The following is a 17,303-nucleotide window of genomic DNA, read 5'->3' as shown; positions in this document are numbered from 1 at the left end:
CCGACAGTGGACGGTCAACAAATCAAGTACAAAGGCCTCATTATTGGCCGCTTGGACACAGGCTTTCTCTGCAATGGCAAGTTCGATACTGTTTGCGACGTCAACGCTTATAAAAACAAGCCTTCCGTCATCGCCATAAAGTATACGGATCCATCCAAAGCGTCCACCAAGGCCCCGGCTGCAGGTGCACAGATTAAATATGTAACGGCCAATACCGCAGCCCTCAGCAACCTTAAAATCGGAACCCCGATCCAGGGTATCGCCAAAGGAAGCTGCACCGTGAGTACGGAAGCTGGTACGAAAACGTTGAACATCACGGCTGTTGCGAAGAAAGTCAAAGACGCAGCAGGCAAGGAAGTTCAAATGGTCGAGGTTTCAACCCCGGTTTATCAGTACAGCAATAAGGGCGAGTTACAAATCGTGGAAATGAAACAGTTGCAGAATGTGTTCGCCAATGGAGCTGTGCAGACCATTGCTGCAAGCGCCAAGGGTACAAATGAAGGAAACGCTTTCCGGGCATTCTTCAAGTGATTCAGATAAGGAGGCTCTTTGAAAGACCTCCTTTTATTCCAGACGAGCATAGTCCCTCAGAGATTCTGAGGGAACTTCAGAACTCCAAAAAGATTTGACTATGAGGCTGAGCACTGCATAAGAGCAGTATTCAGCCTTTTGAAAATTGTCAGTGACACGGATATTGAATGAAGAATCGCTACTTCTGGTGGCTTTCCAATTTTTTTTACCAGGGATCGTAAAAAAGTGTTTGAACTGCTCCTGGAAGTTATTTTGTTAATTAGCATATCACCTGGTACGAAACTGGGATGACTCCGGATATAGAGCCAGCCATACTGAAATAGGCTCAATCTCGTCCAAAGCCGTGGCCCCACTCGCACTCAGGCGCTTGTGCAGCTTCATGAGCAGCGCCGCCTCCTGTGCTTCACTGCGATGGCATCGCCATTTAAAGATTGCTTTGCAACAGAGCCCAAAAATTATTGATGTAACTAAAACGTTCATTTTCTCGAACATCAGCGTTACCGTCTTGCCGTGAATATGAAGCCTATGGTGACGATCATCCTGAAATGCTGATCGCCTATCCCTGTCGATCCCGTCTAAGGACGACGTACACACAAATCGCGACTTTTCTATTTTGGTTCAATATCATACTCTCCCTCCCTTGTAAGTACGACTATAGGAAAATGAAATACACTTACTAGGAGAAACTATGATCCGTGTCCTATCTTTACTGGTGTTGTTGGGAGCAGCTATGCCAGCCCTTGCAAATGATCCGCTGGCACAACGTGTTGCAGATGCGAACCGAAATCTCATTTATGAAGGATCCTTCCGCACTCATAGCGATGTGACTCATTGCTATTTGCGCATAAACGAGGAGAAGAAAATTTCCGTAACAACAGGCCCAAATCTCATCCAGGGGCTTATCCAGCCACAAGGGAATTACCAGACCCTCTATGGGTGGTATCTGGATAGCATGGGTCGATATGGTTTATTTGGTGCACCAGACAAGCTACGCTATGAAAGCGACAACGGAAATGTTTACGTGATTGAGTTTGAGCCAGGAAATAATCATCAACTGCGTCAATTATCGTTTCGCCAAGCCCCCAGTGGCCAGGAAGAAACATGCAGTGATTAGCGTGTCGTTCCCGCTACCGAGGTAAACCTAGCAAAAGAGACTGCATGGGCCCCTCTTCCTGGATCACGAATCGATCTCGCTACGGCTTCTCCGGCGGATCAGTTGTGTATCGACGAAATCACACGGAAGATTGAATACCAACTAGGGTTTTGGAATGAATATTTTTGGGCACCAGGTTGCGGCTGGTGTGAGTTTCTCAAACAGGAAATTCCTGCTGAAAACAAAGTTGTGTGGCACACGAAAGTACAGTTGTCATTTTTTGCTAGTGACCACCAAGGAAGCTATATGTGGTGGAAAACCGAACATCTCGTGGGTATGGACACATTGTCTTGCCCCGTAGAGCAGGCTTATCTGCTACGCTCACGCCCCGTCGTGATCCCACCATCACTTCAGTGGCGGTTTCCTGCTGGGTAAGTGTCTTTAACGAATCTCTAAGGATTGACCTCAGGGCGGACGCGTTCCGCGCCCATCTCTTCAAGGTCCCGGTAGCTCAACTTTTAGGAAAGATGCCAGCGGCCATGGAGCATGATGAGCTCGCGCTCGAAACAATGTTAATCCTGATGAGAATGCTGCACCAAACACAAAGACGTTTGATGCTTCAAAGACGCTTCCGGGCCTGATGGATGTTGTTCCTAATCCTATGTATGTCAACGATGGATATGCAAAGGTTCATGATTAGGTTTCAGAATCCCATATTCCCGCCCAAATTCTTCAATCTGCGTTTTGATGTGTTCGGCCGTATGACGGAAGTGAAGCAGCTGCTGCTCGTCGCTTCCAGGTTGACCTGCAGGATCAGGCAGCGGCCAGTGCAGTCGCTTGGCATGGGACAGGAGGGTAGGGCAGACCTCTTCAGCACACAGCGTAATGACAAAATCCAGCTCGTGAAGAAATTCCTTCGGCAAGCCGTCGACGCTCTTGGAGCGGAGACTTTGGGTGTTCACGCCGATCTCCTGAAGAACCCGGGCTGCATAGGGATTCAATTGGGACGGTTGGGATCCGGCACTTTCAACTTTGACGACATTCGAAAAAAGATGTCGGGCCAATCCTTCGGCAAGCTGACTGCGCGCTGAATTCGCGACGCACATGAACAGGATTTTCATGGGAACTCCTTAGGTTATCAAGGCGCGTTGTCGCATCCTTCCACGAGGGGGCCACAATTGGTCTGAAAAAGCGATCCCAAAAATCACCAACCCAGCCCGGGATGACGCGTGGCGCGGCAGATGGTACGGTATGCCCCATTTGGATCATGGGGCGCCCGGTGTGGGACCAATGCCTTTTTTATGCGTGCAGTGTCCAACGAATGAACACGCTGTCAAGTCAAGGCAGTGCATCCGCTTGCACCCAGTTTGCAATCCCCAGGAAAATATAGGGCAATTGAAAATTCATACCTCGGAGTAATCTTTGCACTGGCGATTTTGATACCCTCCACACTAAGGCCGGAGTTCAAAATGAAACACAGTCTCTCAGCTGCCCTGATCCTCCTGGGTGTATTCGCCTGCGGTCCGCAGAAGACGCAGACCTCAGACCCTGATTCGGTGGTCTCGACGCGTAACAAATGGTCGAATCCCAAGGCTATTCCCGTTTGCCTCATCAATCGCAATGAAATTTCAGATGAACTCTTCAATGATGTGAAGTCCCATGTGACAAACGATTACGCGAGCAAGGCGGGAATCGTCTTTACCGGCTGGGGCTCTTGCCAGTCGAGTGATCTCAATGCCAAGGTCATCCGCGTCACGTTCAGTCGCGTTCACAACTGGGCGGGTCGCAAGATCAGTGCAGGTGGTGGGCTCTCCATGGTGGGTTCTTCGAGTTCGTCCTGCGGCACGGGATGTCGGGGCGGTACGATGCGTCTTGATGTTAGTCAGAACGGTCAGTATCCTGCGGAGGGAACCTGGGCGCGAACTTTTGCAGTGACGCAAACCCGCGCGACGGCTGTTCATGAATTCGGTCATGCCATGGGCCTTCTGCATGAGCATGAGCGAACCGATGCCCCGGGTTGTGGTGACTATGACGACAAGGTTCGCAATAGTGATCGCAACGTTTATGTCGGAAGTTTCGATGCCAATTCCATCATGAACTACTGCCATAATTCAAGCCTGACGAATCTCTCGCCGGGTGACGTGAACGGTCTGAAATATCTGTATCCGGCTTTGGGAAGTTCCAATAACGGAGCCGCGAAGCCCTTGCCAACACCTGCGCCTACACCAACACCCGATCAGGTTAAAGCGTTTGGTCCTTTCGATCATAACGTGAGTTTGATCCTGACGACGTTGCCCAACACCGAAGGCCGTTATGTGAACTTCACGGTGGCCGTTGATGTGGAAGATCATCCTTCCTGCGAATACGACCATGTGATCGTGGAAGATGCGGCCGGCTGGAAGTCGCGATCGTTCTGCGGCCGGACCACGTGGAAACTCTCCAACCTCGTGGCTCCTGTCAAAGTTATTTTTAACTCGGATCCTGCTGTGGCATCCAAGTCAGTCAAAATTAGTAAGATTGCTTATTCTGGCAACGGCAGCGCCGGGGAGCCAAGCGAAGCGGCGTCACCCACAGTGGATGCAGAAGCCGCCGAATAATTCGGACACTGGTCCTTGTCCATGCAATGCCATAGGGCCTCATGAAATCCGCATTTCATGAGGCCCTATGGCATTCGGAATCAAAGAACAGCTTTAAGAGTCGGCAGGGTGTCCTCATCGGCTTTGTCAAAGAGGTCAAAGGGCAATTCAATGTGAAACTGAAATGCCGAGAAGGCTTCGTCGGACTCAGTGTTCGTCTGTAGTACGATCTGAATTTTTCCGCCTGCGCTTTCGACAAAACGCTTGACGGCATCCATGCCCACGCCGCGCCCTGAAATATCCGAGACATGATTGGCAGTCGAAAGACCCGAGTCGAAGATCAGATTGGCCACCGATTGCCGATCCTGCGCCGCCGCTTCACTCAAGAGGCTGCGGGTGAGACCAATCTTCTGAATGCGGTTGAGGTGAAGGCCGCGCCCATCATCAAAGTAAGCGAGATGGACCCGATCTCCGGATTTTTTCATGACAATGCTGATTGTGCCTTTAGGATTCTTTCCTGCGGTCTGACGCTCAGCTGCGGTCTCAATCCCATGATCCATGGTGTTGCGCAGCAGATGGACAAAAATATTGCGGAACAGTTCCTCGGCCTGCTGAGTCAGCAGGATGTCATGAGTTTCGAGCTGCGTTGCGGGGATTTCCTTGTGCAGATCCTTGGCCAGGACAGGCAGGCAACCGAAGATTTCCTGAAAGACGCTGTCGGCATCCTTGAATATTTTCACATGGAAGAGAGCCCGAATGTCGCCCAGCATCGGCAGGAATTCGGCCGGCATCTTCTCACTGTGGGCTGCGGTCTGGACCTTCCGATAGATGGCTTTGATTTGGTCCATATGAAAGTCAACAAAGCCGTTTTGATCCGCACTCCGACCCAGCTTCTCCTTGGCTATCTTTTCATAAAGATCGACGATCTTTTTGGCATCACTCAGATCCCTGGCCATTTTTACAACGTCCCATTCCGCATGCTCATGTTTCTGCAGATGGGCGTAATACTGCTCCACTTCGTGAAACACCTGGGACATCTTTTTTAGATAGAGCGAGCGGGCAGAACCCTTGACCGTATGCATGTTGACGAAGAGAAGCTTGAGGGCTTCGAGATTGCGCTTTTCAATGGCCTGCGAATGAATGAGATTTTCATTCTCCTGAATGAAGTCACGGCATGAGCGCAGGAAACGCAGGAAGCGGGGCGAGGGCACGCGCAGGATCTCACCGATGAACTCGAGCTCTTCCTGCTGGTCACGACTGCGTTCCTGAAGGCGCCTGAGATCGGTGACGTCACGGATGGTGACCAGAATTTTATCCACCACCGCTTCGGCATTTTCGATGACGTTCCAGGTCAGATCAAAATACTTGGTGCCATTCGGGAATTCCTGCTTCAGTTCCAGGGGCAGAAGGTGAGCGTTGGTTTCAAAGTTAAGCGCATCATCGCCTAGCGTACCCTGGATACAGGCTGAGGCTTGATTCCTTTCGTCCGATCCCAAAGTGCTCCGGGCAAACAGAAAGTCGATGGCTTCCGATGTTTCAGGATCCTGCTGCGGAAAGATATGACTCAGGCGGCGCGAGTGATCCTTATGAATGCGTCGATCGGCTGTGATCATGAACACACCCAGCGGAATGTGCTCCATCATGGTCCGGATGTCGCGGGTTTTTTCGTCCACGAGGCGTTCCAGGTTGTTGTTCAAGGCCAGGACGTTCTGGTGTTCCCGTTTCAGTTCTTCAGAAAGACCCCGGATTTTATGTTCCGAAGTTTTGACCCGGCTGAAGGCCTTGGAAAAACGCATCGCAATCATCGTCGATTGAAAGAAGATAAAACCCACCAGGCCGAAGCCTGTCAAGGTCGGTGAGGTTATGATCTGACGAACCGCCAGCACATCATGTACGGTTGTAAAGGTGATGATCATAATGCCAGCCAGGAATATCCAGGCCCCTTCCACCCGCTGTCGACAGGACTGAACGATGACCTTCAGGCAGTAGAGCACCAGCATCAGGGTCACGATATGAAAGGCGTTGACCAAATCCACGAAGACTCGTGCTGATGTGCTCAGGATGAGAAGAATGTAGGCAGCGACAAATGTCGTGGCGATCCAGGACACTTTCCGCGAAAAACGTCCTTGAAAGACATAGGTTGCAAACCAAACGAATGAACCCACCGCTGCGATCCAGGCCATATTGAAAATGCGCAGGGTCCAGTTGAAACCGAGGGAGGGCAGGAACGTGGAAAAGATACCTTCCGTGGATGAACCCATGTATACCGTCACGCAGAGGCAGTGTAAACCAAACCAAACTGTCGAACGATCATCGGTTCGCAAGACGTAAAGGCATATGTGGTAAAGGCCCATGATGAAGAGCGTACCCATCACGAAAAGGTCGAGCGCCAGGGTCCTGGTGCGCATCTCATTGATAGCGTCCAGGGAACCGAAGGTCGGCGGCGAGACGATCCCGTTCAGGAAAATCTCGAAGTTGGCCACCTGTACAATAACGTCAAATTCGGCTGTAGCTGGCGTCACATGCACAATCTTGCGGCCGACACCGCCACGGGATTTCTCGGCGCTGGTTCCCACGACACCAAAACTCGCCACCTGTTTGCCGTCGACAAAAATACGAGAGGACGACCACAGCGCCGGGGCGAAGTGAATCGTCAGCGGTTGCGGTTTATCGAGACGAACCTGCAGGCGATAGGTACCGTAACCCTTGACCGGGTGTTGGGCGGTATCCTGTGACCACATGCCTGGGCTCTTAATCAAAATCTTGCGGCTCGCTGCAGCGGCCACTGTATCGGGCGTCAGGAGTTCGTTCCAATAGAATTCCCATTCACCACTGGCCTTGATGGGTTGATCCAGCGAAACACCCCGCAGATCCAGGAGGCCGTCATGAACGGGGTTGGCCGCATAGGAGTGGGTGGAGAGGACGAGTAAAGATGCAAAAAAAAGGTGAAGCCACGACCGAAGCATAAGTCGTCATTCCTTCTTTTGATTTTGGAACGTTTGCTCAAATTATACCATGGAATGTCCGGAGGCTGGCTTAAATCGCATCATCAAACATCATGCGTTGAAACTGATGACTGGGCCCATTGTGCCTGAATCATAACACAGTCGTGTTTGAGGCGGCAGACGTGGGACTGGGCGGCCTTTTCAGCCTGATGGGACCAGGCAGTTTTTGTCGAGGAAAATTCTTCGCCGTGTTCTTACCTACTGGCTGGCCGTGTCAAGCGCTCAATGATCCACTAAAATGAAGAGGTTAATGGCTTCGCGAAAGGTCAGCATGGAGCGTTTTCCCTCACTCTTTCTTTCATGGATTCTACTGAGCTTTCCCCTGGGACTCATGTCGAGCCCCAGGATGGTGGCCGGGAATCAAGATGCTGAACTGGTTCAGCAGCTGGAAGAGTTGCGCCTGAAGACCTTTGCTTACCGTGCGGAAGCGCAGACGGCGATCGATACCCTATTCACCCGCCTTCATCCCGAAACCACACCCAGAGCCTGGATCAAGGCCTATGCACTGGCCTCGGCTGCGACCAGGGAACAAACGAAGGCACCCCCCTTTGCCCAGGTGATCGACCAGGCGAAACAGGTCGCAGATCCTCATCTGCTGGCCGAGGTTTATCTCAGTCAGGCCTTGCAATCACGCGGCGATCAGGCTGTCGAGACTGCCCTACAGGAACTTAAAGAGGCTCGGAACGCCGCCAGAACCAGCGGAGACAACCTGCTGACCGGCATGATTTTGGCTGAAACCGCTTACACCTATAGCATATTGAATAACCGGCCCGGCGGCATTCAGGCCATCGAAGAGGCCCTCGCCATCATGCAGGGACACCCGAATCATCCCCACTATCTTTACGCGCAAAGCACATTGTCCATCCTTCTTTATTATCTGGAGCGGAGTGATGAAGCGTTGCGCATCAGCAAGGAAGTTTTTGCCAAATTCTCGGCTCAAAAAAACTATTATTCGGCGGCGCTTGAAGCCTGTAATATCGGGCTGGCCTACCGCCAGCGGGATCCTCATTCCGCGGAAGCCATCACGTATTTTGATGCCGCCATTGAACTGGCCGGCAAGTCGGGGGATCGGGACGCGCTGGCAGGGGCGCTGAATGGAAAAGCCCATGCTTATCTGGAGCGAAAGCCCAAGCTGGCCATCCCTTTGCTGGTTGAAGCCATCGACATCTACCAAAAGGCCAAGGATAAGATTTTTGAAACCGAGGCGATTCTCACGCTGGCGGAAGCCTACCTGAAAGCAGGTGATATCAGGAACGCCAGGGAAACCATCAGTAGGGTCACGAGCAACCCCCAGCTCAGTGTCATCTATCCCGAGTTGAACCTTTCCCTGCAGAGCGAAATCGCAGCCGCTGAGAAAAATTTCGAAGCCGCCTATAAAGCCCATGTGGACTATCATGCTCATTGGCGGGCTAAAAAAGAAACTGAGGAAACGGCAGAACTCAATAAACTCGCTTCGACTTTGAATTTTAAATTGGAAGAGGAAAAAAATCGGACGCTCAAGGTCGAGCTGGGCAATCAGCAGTTGGCCCTGGAAAAAGCCGAAAAGGAAAAGCAGCTGCTGGTGGCCACGCTGGGATTTTTTCTGTTGATCGTGGCCGCCATGCTCTGGGGCCTTTGGCAGGGCTATCAGATCCATCAGCAGAAAAAGCTGCAGCAGGAGATCATGGACTCCGTGCATGAAGGCATCCTTCGGTTCGGAGCGGACCGACGCATTGCTCACCCTTATTCCAAGCATCTGGAGCTGCTCCTGGGCCAAACGGCGCTCAGCGGTCTCTCCATTGTCGATGCTTTATTCCCGGATCCCTCCGAAGAAAAATCCATGGTCGAGGCCTGTCTGGATGCCATCATTGATGAGGAGCGGGCCGCCTGGGATTTTAACGCCGTTCATTTGCCCGGCGAAATTCATCTCAGAGGCCGCATTGTTCAACTCTTCTGGCATCCCATTCCCAACCTGTTGGGCCTGACAGGTCATGTGATGCTGGTGCTACGGGATATCAGTGAACAGCGGAATTACGAGCTTCTCCTGCAAAATGAACGGCAGCAACGCGATCTCCACAACAGCCACGCCTTGGAACTCAAAAAGGCGGATGTCATGCAGGTGGAACGCTTTATCAAACGACTCCAGCAGAGCGTCCAGGCCTGTCTTCAAGATGTGCCGACGCGGGCTATGCTCCTCCGTAAGCTGCATACCTGGAAAGGTGAAGCCAGAACTCATGGACTCAAGGGTTTGGCGGAAGAAATCCATCTTTTGGAAGATCACTGGGCGCAGGGAACGACCGCAATGTCTGCGGCCGACGTCACCGAACACCTGACGTCTTTCCATACGACCGTTAAAGATTACGTGTCCCTTTTGGAAGATTCCAATCTGCAAGGCCAGGTCCCCCGCCAGCTGAACCTTTTCTCCGTGGCTTCTGATCTTTTCTTCGAGGCTCGCACACGTTTGCAGCAGGAAGGCATCCGTTGGGGTGAAGTGAAAGTTATCGATGGCCTGGAACTTTGGAACGACGATACAGCTGATCTGGTGCGCACGGTCCTTCTGCATGCTATCAGCAACAGCATCGATCATGGTTTTATTCGAGCCTCACCCGTCTTCCGTCAGGCCGCACAGGCTGCCTTTGAAGCGGGAGTCCGCCGGGTGGATTCGGAATTGATCATCGATTGGTGTGACAATGGGCAGGGTATCCATTGGGATAAAATTCAAGAGCTGGCTCGTTCCAAAGGGATGGGGAACGCCACCAGGGAAGAGCTGGTTGACGTCCTGTTCCTCGATGGTATTTCCACGGCCGATCAGTTGAGCCTAAGCAGCGGTCGGGGTGTTGGACTTGCAGCCATAAAAAGTATCTGCGATGACCGCGGTGGCAAGGTCATGCTTTTGGATCGCCCGCAGCAAACAGGGGCTTGTCTGGAAGTTCGACTTCCCCTTGATTCTACCGGCAAGCTTGCGGCTCCCACTATTCTGCAAAACGCATCGTAAGTTCGCAGCCCCTTTGATCCTCACGATCCTTGATATGGACGTCCCCATGCAGTCGTCGCGCGATCTGCCGAATGGCGGAGAGGCCCACGCCTCGGCCGCTGGTCTGGGTAATGGTAGGGCTGGTGGAGACACCTTCCGCAAAGACCACGTCGGCCAGCGTCTGATTCCCTTCCGGCTTAAAGTTGCGTTCCTTGATGAGAATATTAAGCCGGCCCCAATCGAGGCCTAGACCATTGTCGCGAATGGTCAATTCAATCATGCCCCGGCCGCGCCTCTGCAGACGAATTTCAAAGCAGGGTTGATCTACTTTTTGTCCATCCGCACCATGGAATCCGTGATCAATACTGTTGGTCAGGGAGTGGAGCAGACCGTCCTGGATCGCGGTGCGGATATGATCCTTCCAGGCGAAGATTTCTTCATCGACCACGACACGCTGGAGATGAATACCCCGATCCCGGCAGTGGTGCATGATGGCTGTCCACCGCTCGGCGAGGATTTGCAAAAGGCCGGATTCCTCAGTGACGGCTGCTGACTCCATGGGCGAGCCCAACGTGACGGCAAAGGTGGAATAGTCTTTCCACACCAGTTCCCATTGGTGAATTCTTTGCAAAACGGCCTGTGGATCCGAAGGCGTCGCTTGGCGTGAGTCCAGGTAATCCTCCAGCTCGTGTGTAGCCGTCGCCAGCTCCTTAAGTCCCAGGGTTCGAGCTTCCCCTTTTAATGTGTGCAGATCAGGAAGAATGGAGCGCGGCTGATCGAACCAGGATTCGGGTTCTTTGAGCCGCTGGATTTTTGCATGCGCCTGGTCCATAAACCGGTGGAACCTTGGCAGGGGTATTTTCGAAACCTCTGCCAATACATGCTGCAGCCGACCGTGTTCGGCACGAACTTCACCGATCTCACGCTCCAGCTGCCAGCGAATGGTGATATCACGTAAGGCGATCAGAATTCTTTTAATGCGTTGATCTTTGCCATAGAGCGGCTGCCAATGCAGGGAAAGGATGCGCTGACCCTGTTCCAGATGCAGCTCCTGCGGCAGGTGACTTGAATTCAGCTCCCAAAAAAGACTGGATTCGTCCAGGGAAGCCGAGATGATGCCTTTGATAAGCTGCTGGTCATCACGTGTTAAATCCGATTTATCGAGGAGGTAGAGCATCACGTTCTGTCGCGCGCTTTCGGGAGCATCGTGACCGATGACGTGATCCAGGTAAGGAGAGAGGCTGGATTCCACCTTGAGGTCATGGCCGACGGTGATAATGCCTTCTTCGATGTTATCGAGAATGTCATGGATCTTGGCCTTGGCCTGCTTCACCTTCTTAACCTGCCAGAGCGCAAAAAAGAGGAGGATCAGGACGAGCAGGATCATAGCGCCCAGCACAATCGCCACTTTTTTGATGAGCCCAGCCTCACGCAGCTGGTGTTCCTTGATCTGATTTTCTTTCTTGAGGAGCTGGTTTTCCTGCTCTTGCAGTTTGTAGCCGAATTGCACCTGAAGTCGATTCAGGGAATCCTTTTTGGTGTTCTCATCGATTTTTCCATGCTGCTCAATAAAGCTTTCTGCAGCTTGATAAGCCTCCACGGCTCGGCCGAGATGAAACAAGGCTTTGGCCTGGTCCCTGGCGAGGCTGGCGTGATCTTCCAGCAGATGTTCAGGAAAAATCCTGCCCGCCTGTTGCAGAAAATCAAGGGCCTCGGCCCAGCGCTTTTCAGCAGCGAAGACCCGGGCTTTCCAGTGCAGAATATCGGCGGTCCAAATCGTAGAGCTCATGGGCTTTATTTTTTCCAGAGCCAGGTCCAGAAAAAAGTGCGCCTGGCGATATTCGTGCAAATTGAGCAGCGCTTCGCCTCGTACCAAAGCGCTGAACATCGCCAGCTGCTCCTGTTTCAACGCTTTGACAATCACATCGGCTTGGTCGATATAAGTCAAACCTTTTTTGATGCTCGCGGGATCATCTTTTCTTATGTAGATACGCCCCAGATTGACCAGAGCGATGGCGCCCATGTGCCGAATATTTTCCTTGAAACAGTAATCGATAACTTGCTGATAAAGCGCAATGGATTGTTCCTGATCACCCAATCGCCCGGCGAGGATTGCGCTATCATTTTTGATCAGGATCGGCAGAATATCGCCTGGAAAACCGTGTTTTTCCGCCAGATCAAGCGCCTGCCGCGCATAAGTCAAAGCCTGCTGCAGATCACCCGCTGTTTCTGAAGCCGCAGCATACTCGCGATACACATCCGCCATCAGGCGACCGCCGCCTCGTTCCGAGGCTATCTGTCTCAGGCGATCGAGTGCGGTCCTGTAATCCTTGGCCTCGGTGCCGGTTTCCTGGTTCGTGCGGTCGACAATCAGATGAAGCCGAATCAAAAGCGGACCGTCCGTCGACTGCTCGGCTATGCGCAGGGCCTTCTGCAGATTTTCGGAGCTGTAATGATCCCCGGCATTGCAGCCATCCTCCAGGCAGGTGCTGGCGAAGATAGCCAGGGCCTTGCTCCAGTTGGTTGCGCCCAGTTCGTCGATCCCCTTGGCCAATACCTTTTCCGACCAGATTTGCACGGCCTTCGGGTCATCCATCATACTTTTGAATAATTCGTCATAGGACTGGTTGATATCGGGAGGCGCTGCAGCTTTCAGCATGGGGGCGAGGATGAGAATCAAGAGAAGGAGCAGCCCTTGCCTAGGTTGCATAGATGGAACTCCATGGAGGAATTGGGGCACCTTTCCATATTATCATGAATTGTCATTGGGGCTTCGGTGGCCCTTGGTTTTACCGAGGGCTCCAACCGGTCCGATAAGTGGTGATTATTTATTCATTATCAATAATCTCAGTGGGGTGCCTGAAGCATTTTTCTGACTTCATCGGCGTGCTCAGTTTCTTCTCTTACCATGCCGCGCGCCAGTTCTTCCAGCGCGATATCTTCCAACTTCACAGCGACCTTGACCAAATCCTTATAGTGAACCATGGCCTCGGCCTCGAAATTCAGGCTTTCGGTGAGAAGTTGCGCAACAGAATGGTTATCCTTTTCTTCCACCCGTGAGGCCACCATGGGGGGATGCCCGCCCAGGCTTGTTATTTTCTCGCCGATGATGATGGCGTGCTGCATGGATTCATTGGCATTGGACCGAAACCAGCTTTGGATGGGAATGCGGTTGTAGCCCATGATCATAAACGAATAATGCAGGTATCGTGTGACACCAGCGATTTCCAGCGAATAAATCTTTCCCAATAGTTCGAGAGCTTCTTTGTTTTGGTAGGATTTTTCAGTCACGCTCATAGATGGCCTTTCTGTTCATAGTATGGGACTACAGAAACAGATTAGCACCAATGTCGCAACGAAAGATTACAGTCCGCAGAGTCAGGAGGCTGGCTTTAAAGCAGACAATGAGGCGCGGCCGGAAGGCCGAAACTGCCCGAGGCACGTTTTATGCTGGATGCATTGCATTGGGTTCGCAGAAGAAATCCATGTATTGCAAAAGGAGCATTCCAGTGGAACAGGAAAAATTGAATGAACTGCGCGCCATGCTGGTTCAACGAAAAGAAGAACTGCAGACAATTACGATCCAGAACGAGCATGCCCTGCGCGAGCAATTGGCTCCCGTTCAGGACGACGAGACTCAGGTCGATTACAATCATCCCGCTGACATGGTTGTGGGTGATAATGACTATGACAAAGGAATTAACCTGATCCGACGCGAACGTGCCGAGCTGGCTCTGGTATCCAGTGCCCTGGCTCGCATGGATCAGGGTAATTATGGTGCTTGTGAAGAGTGTGGGGAAGACATTCCTTTGGCCAGGCTGCAGGCCATCCCCTACACGAAGTATTGCATTGAATGCAAGGAAGATAAGGATGTGGCCGCTCAGCTGGGACAGAATATGGGCACGCCTGGCGCCAATCCTCATGACGTTGAAAATCTAGGTGTCTGAACGTTTTCTGGTTGGCCCCGGATGGGGCCTTCGCCCTGGTGCACAAGCGAGGACCGTCCCCATTTAATGAGATGGAGCTGCGCTTTCGGCCAGGCGTCTCACGAGGTCACCTTTGGAAAGCTGACTCCACTCGGGAATGCCGCTTCCCCGGGCCCTTTCCGTAAGCCATTCGATGGGCTTGCCTTCCAGGTCACGGATTCGGTGCTGGTGTTCGTCGTTCTCGTCATGGGTTTCACTCGAAGTCTTGACGTCCATGTCCTGTGTGGACAGAATATCCCTGTCTGAAAAATTTTCATCACCATCATGTTGCGCATGATCATCTGCGATCCCTTGTTCGGGACGGTCGGGCTGCTGATTCATGAGATGCGTCCTCCAGCTTGATTAAAAGGTGATCACGGCTGTGCATGCAGCTTTCCTGCCAGTAGCCTGGATTTCTGTCGCCTTTATGTCCTGCGTTACTTCGTTGGATGAAAGTGATATCCAGAAGTTCTCACACAGAAGCGATATCACCTCAAAAAAGAGGATCTACCATGAAACATCAGATTGTAATGCGACCGTGGCTCGCTATGATGGTCCTGATTTCATGCAACAAAAGTTCGTCCGAAAAAGCCGAACCCATTCCTATCGCACCCCAGAGCGCGGATGCTCAGGCCTTGACCTATCACAAGGACATTCGACCTTTGATGGAGAGCAAATGCTCCGGCTGTCACAGTGCGGGAGGGCTGGCTGGTCTGGAACTGACCCGTTATGCAGCCGTGAAACCGCTCCGGAATGCAATCAAGGCGGCTGTTCAGAGTCGGCGCATGCCCCCGTGGATCGCCGAAGCCGGACATCAAACCTATCGAGATGATCTGTCTCTATCGGAAGCTCAGATCAAAAAGATCAGTGACTGGGTCGACCTGGGTGCAGAAGAGGGCAGTCCTGCGGATTACGTGGCACCCATCAAGCCTGATTTATTCACACCTGACGTCACTCTTCCCATCTTTGCGGATGGTGGTTCCTATCTGCCTGATCAAAGTACGGCCGATGAATATCGATGTTTTGTACTGCCCTTTGATGGGCGGCTGGGCACCCAGGAATTTATCACCGGGTTTACCACACTCGCCGGCAATAAAAAGATAGCCCATCATCTGGTGGCCCATACGGCTACAGCCGCGATCGTTCCCGTCCTTCAGGAACTGGACGCCAGCGAAGAAGGCCGCGGCTATCGATGTTTCGGCGGCGCGCTTCCTGATCGTTTAGGTGATCCTGCGGTGCAGGCATCCCTTGAAGCCAAGTATCCGGGCATCATCAATCGTCTGAATAGTGAAACGCACTGGCTGGCCCACTGGGCCCCGGGTATGGATGATGGCTATGCGTTTCCCGAAGGCACAGGCATTAAAGTTCCGGCAGGCGGCGCCTTCGTGATCCAGATGCATTACTACACACAAGACGCCAAAGGTGAAGGCGATCAGAACACCAGATTCGCGTTGAAGCTCGCTTCGACTGTGAAGAAGCCGGCCTTTTATTTCCCGCTGACCAAAAACACCTGGCTCGACAGTCGTAACAACAAGAGCATGGTGATACCAGCGAAACAAAGCGCCACTTTTTTCACCGAGGTATCCTTGGCCACAGTCGCCGCGTATGGGGCACAGATCCTGAATCAGCCGATCAACACCGTGAAATATTTGGAGGTGCATTCTGCCAACCTTCACATGCATGAACTCGGCGCTTCAGGTCGAGTCACCATGGGTGTGGCCGGCGGTCCCGAGGAAGTTTTACTGAACATTCCCGAGTGGGATTTGCATTGGCAGCGTGATTTTCCCTTTGTCCTGCCCAAGGTCATTGCGCCTGCCGATTGGAGCCGGACTCTGAATCGCGTGACCTGTGACTATGAGAATCCTCGGGAAACGGACGCTTATGGCGGGTTCGGGAGTCTCGATGAAATGTGTTTCAATTTCGGCTTTTTCGCGTTTGATTTAGGCCACTGAGGCCGCGGTCAGTCACAAAGGCGGAAGCCCTCAGGGCTGGCCGGCGGTATGGAATGTCCGTTGGCCGGTTAGACTTTGGGTGTGGCGGTGTATTCATAGCTTTCAGGGGTGTTGCGAAAGAGTTTGATCACCAGCCCATCCAGGTTGCGCTTCAGGACCAGAAAGTCCGTGCCTGCCGAGAGGACTGTATAGGGGTCCTGAATCTTATAGATCATCCTGCCTACGGGAAAACTTGTTGTCCAAGACTTGAAATACCCCAAATGATCCGTCATGTGTCAAATCCTCTTCGTGCCTGAGCCAGGCTTCGTGTCATAATAAGTCCTAGGCTTATTTATACAGTTATCATTCCTTATCAATGAAAAACTTTCCACTCCCTGCATGCGCATAGACTCGTTTATGACGCACTATGAGTGATCAGAGACTGATGCAGTAAAGCCTTAGACTTTGGTCGCAAGCCTCCTGGCCATCGCTGATCCAGGTTTCGGATTGGTCGCCCAAACCATAGCGGGCCTTCCCAGTACTGCTGCCGTCGCTCCAGTTGGTGCAATGTTCGTCGGCCGCCGTGAGTCCTGACTCCAATGTTCCGCTCCAGACTTTGGCCGTGCCGCCGCCTATCGAATTGGCGAATTCATCGCGAATAATGGGTTTGCTGTGGGATAGGCTCCAAAAGACATTGATGTTGGCAATGAGATCGCCATCCGTAAGCCGGATGGGACCTTGCAGACGGATGCGGTCGCGGGCGGTCTGGGTTGCATCCGAAAGTATGGCGCGAAAAGAACCCGGCAGCCTGGCGTTTTGCGCCAGCTCGTTGCAGCGGGCATCGGCGGCGACAAGGCTATTGAATTGCGCCGGACCTGTGCCGACCCGAAAGGTTGAACTGCTCAGAAACACCGTGTGCGACGTGCTGGAGGTTGGAGCTGGAGCTGGGCTGCTGGACTGCCCCGGATGAGACGCCAAAACCTTGGTGTTGGCATTCACAAGACCTGGCAAGGTCGCCACGAATTTTACCGTGTAGCCCGCAGGATCAACATCCGGATAGGCAAAACTCCAGTGCCAGAAGCTGTTGGGATCGGTGATCGCTTGCGCAGCCAGGGTGCGGTCCAGGGCCACGGCTACGATATCGGTGGCCTGGGGTTTGAACGAAGACAGTTTGGTTCCCGCTTCATTTTCAATGCGACAACCGAAACTTGCCGGTGTTCCGCCCAGGTTCGCATCGTGAGCGCAGATC

At 52.5% G+C, this 17,303-nt stretch carries 13 protein-coding genes; 6 read left to right on the top strand and 7 right to left on the bottom strand.

Annotation, left to right across the window (positions count from 1 at the left end):
* Both VE954_RS15535 and VE954_RS15530 read left to right on the top strand, forming a co-directional pair.
* On the top strand, positions 1-531 hold a 531-nt coding region (locus VE954_RS15535; RefSeq protein WP_324954328.1), incomplete at its 5' end, for a hypothetical protein.
* 688 nt (positions 532-1,219) lie between these two features.
* Positions 1,220-1,645, top strand: coding sequence for a hypothetical protein (locus VE954_RS15530; RefSeq protein ID WP_324954326.1), 426 nt, complete (start codon positions 1,220-1,222; stop codon positions 1,643-1,645).
* A 647-nt stretch (positions 1,646-2,292) separates the two neighbouring features.
* On the opposite strand, the gene VE954_RS15525 is transcribed toward VE954_RS15530, so the two are convergent.
* Entirely contained in the window at positions 2,293-2,745 is a 453-nt protein-coding gene (locus tag VE954_RS15525; protein WP_324954324.1) for an arsenate reductase ArsC, read from the bottom strand.
* A gap of 348 nt (positions 2,746-3,093) precedes the next feature.
* Here VE954_RS15525 and VE954_RS15520 point away from each other — a divergent pair, with 348 nt between their 5' ends.
* Entirely contained in the window at positions 3,094-4,221 is a 1,128-nt protein-coding gene (locus VE954_RS15520) for a hypothetical protein (RefSeq protein ID WP_324954322.1), read from the top strand.
* 80 nt (positions 4,222-4,301) lie between these two features.
* Here VE954_RS15520 and VE954_RS15515 read toward each other — a convergent pair whose 3' ends face one another.
* Complete coding sequence (locus VE954_RS15515) at positions 4,302-7,166, bottom strand: 7TM diverse intracellular signaling domain-containing protein (protein WP_324954320.1); 2,865 nt, start codon at positions 7,164-7,166, stop codon at positions 4,302-4,304.
* A gap of 289 nt (positions 7,167-7,455) precedes the next feature.
* Between VE954_RS15515 and VE954_RS15510 the strand changes: the two genes are divergently transcribed.
* The gene (locus VE954_RS15510; protein ID WP_324954318.1) at positions 7,456-10,179 is read left to right on the top strand and encodes an ATP-binding protein; all 2,724 of its coding nucleotides are present in this window, start codon (positions 7,456-7,458) and stop codon (positions 10,177-10,179) included.
* On the opposite strand, the gene VE954_RS15505 is transcribed toward VE954_RS15510, so the two are convergent.
* Entirely contained in the window at positions 10,157-12,868 is a 2,712-nt protein-coding gene (locus VE954_RS15505) for an ATP-binding protein (protein WP_324954316.1), read from the bottom strand. The genes VE954_RS15510 and VE954_RS15505 overlap by 23 nt on opposite strands.
* Positions 12,869-13,005: 137 nt before the next feature.
* Positions 13,006-13,455: a ferritin-like domain-containing protein gene (locus tag VE954_RS15500; protein WP_324954315.1), complete on the bottom strand. Its 450-nt coding sequence runs from the start codon at positions 13,453-13,455 to the stop codon at positions 13,006-13,008.
* Positions 13,456-13,643: 188 nt separating this feature from the next.
* Between VE954_RS15500 and VE954_RS15495 the strand changes: the two genes are divergently transcribed.
* Entirely contained in the window at positions 13,644-14,105 is a 462-nt protein-coding gene (locus VE954_RS15495; protein WP_324954313.1) for a TraR/DksA family transcriptional regulator, read from the top strand.
* Between the two features lie 63 nt (positions 14,106-14,168).
* Here VE954_RS15495 and VE954_RS15490 read toward each other — a convergent pair whose 3' ends face one another.
* Complete coding sequence (locus tag VE954_RS15490) at positions 14,169-14,465, bottom strand: hypothetical protein (protein WP_324954312.1); 297 nt, start codon at positions 14,463-14,465, stop codon at positions 14,169-14,171.
* A gap of 170 nt (positions 14,466-14,635) precedes the next feature.
* Between VE954_RS15490 and VE954_RS15485 the strand changes: the two genes are divergently transcribed.
* Positions 14,636-16,075, top strand: coding sequence for a hypothetical protein (locus VE954_RS15485; protein WP_324954310.1), 1,440 nt, complete (start codon positions 14,636-14,638; stop codon positions 16,073-16,075).
* 68 nt (positions 16,076-16,143) lie between these two features.
* Here VE954_RS15485 and VE954_RS15480 read toward each other — a convergent pair whose 3' ends face one another.
* Positions 16,144-16,347 (bottom strand): hypothetical protein, encoded by a 204-nt coding sequence (locus VE954_RS15480; protein WP_324954308.1) that lies wholly within the window; start codon positions 16,345-16,347, stop codon positions 16,144-16,146.
* A 142-nt stretch (positions 16,348-16,489) separates the two neighbouring features.
* Positions 16,490-17,303 (bottom strand): hypothetical protein (locus VE954_RS15475; protein ID WP_324954306.1); only part of this gene is annotated, 814 nt, incomplete at its 5' end.

Origin of the sequence: Oligoflexus sp. (assembly GCF_035638955.1) — a bacterium.
Taxonomy (GTDB): domain Bacteria; phylum Bdellovibrionota_B; class Oligoflexia; order Oligoflexales; family Oligoflexaceae; genus Oligoflexus.
This window is presented reverse-complemented; position numbering and strand designations above follow the sequence as displayed.

What these genes read in the sequence shown, in the direction of transcription:
- VE954_RS15525 (WP_324954324.1), bottom strand. Translation starts at nt 2,745, where the DNA reads ATGAAAATCCTGTTCATGTGCGTCGCGAATTCAGCGCGCAGTCAGCTT.
- VE954_RS15515 (WP_324954320.1), bottom strand. Translation starts at nt 7,166, where the DNA reads ATGCTTCGGTCGTGGCTTCACCTTTTTTTTGCATCTTTACTCGTCCTC.
- VE954_RS15480 (WP_324954308.1), bottom strand. Translation starts at nt 16,347, where the DNA reads ATGACGGATCATTTGGGGTATTTCAAGTCTTGGACAACAAGTTTTCCC.
- VE954_RS15495 (WP_324954313.1), top strand. Translation starts at nt 13,644, where the DNA reads ATGTATTGCAAAAGGAGCATTCCAGTGGAACAGGAAAAATTGAATGAA.
- VE954_RS15530 (WP_324954326.1), top strand. Translation starts at nt 1,220, where the DNA reads ATGATCCGTGTCCTATCTTTACTGGTGTTGTTGGGAGCAGCTATGCCA.
- VE954_RS15505 (WP_324954316.1), bottom strand. Translation starts at nt 12,868, where the DNA reads ATGCAACCTAGGCAAGGGCTGCTCCTTCTCTTGATTCTCATCCTCGCC.
- VE954_RS15500 (WP_324954315.1), bottom strand. Translation starts at nt 13,455, where the DNA reads ATGAGCGTGACTGAAAAATCCTACCAAAACAAAGAAGCTCTCGAACTA.
- VE954_RS15485 (WP_324954310.1), top strand. Translation starts at nt 14,636, where the DNA reads ATGAAACATCAGATTGTAATGCGACCGTGGCTCGCTATGATGGTCCTG.
- VE954_RS15490 (WP_324954312.1), bottom strand. Translation starts at nt 14,465, where the DNA reads ATGAATCAGCAGCCCGACCGTCCCGAACAAGGGATCGCAGATGATCAT.
- VE954_RS15510 (WP_324954318.1), top strand. Translation starts at nt 7,456, where the DNA reads ATGGCTTCGCGAAAGGTCAGCATGGAGCGTTTTCCCTCACTCTTTCTT.
- VE954_RS15520 (WP_324954322.1), top strand. Translation starts at nt 3,094, where the DNA reads ATGAAACACAGTCTCTCAGCTGCCCTGATCCTCCTGGGTGTATTCGCC.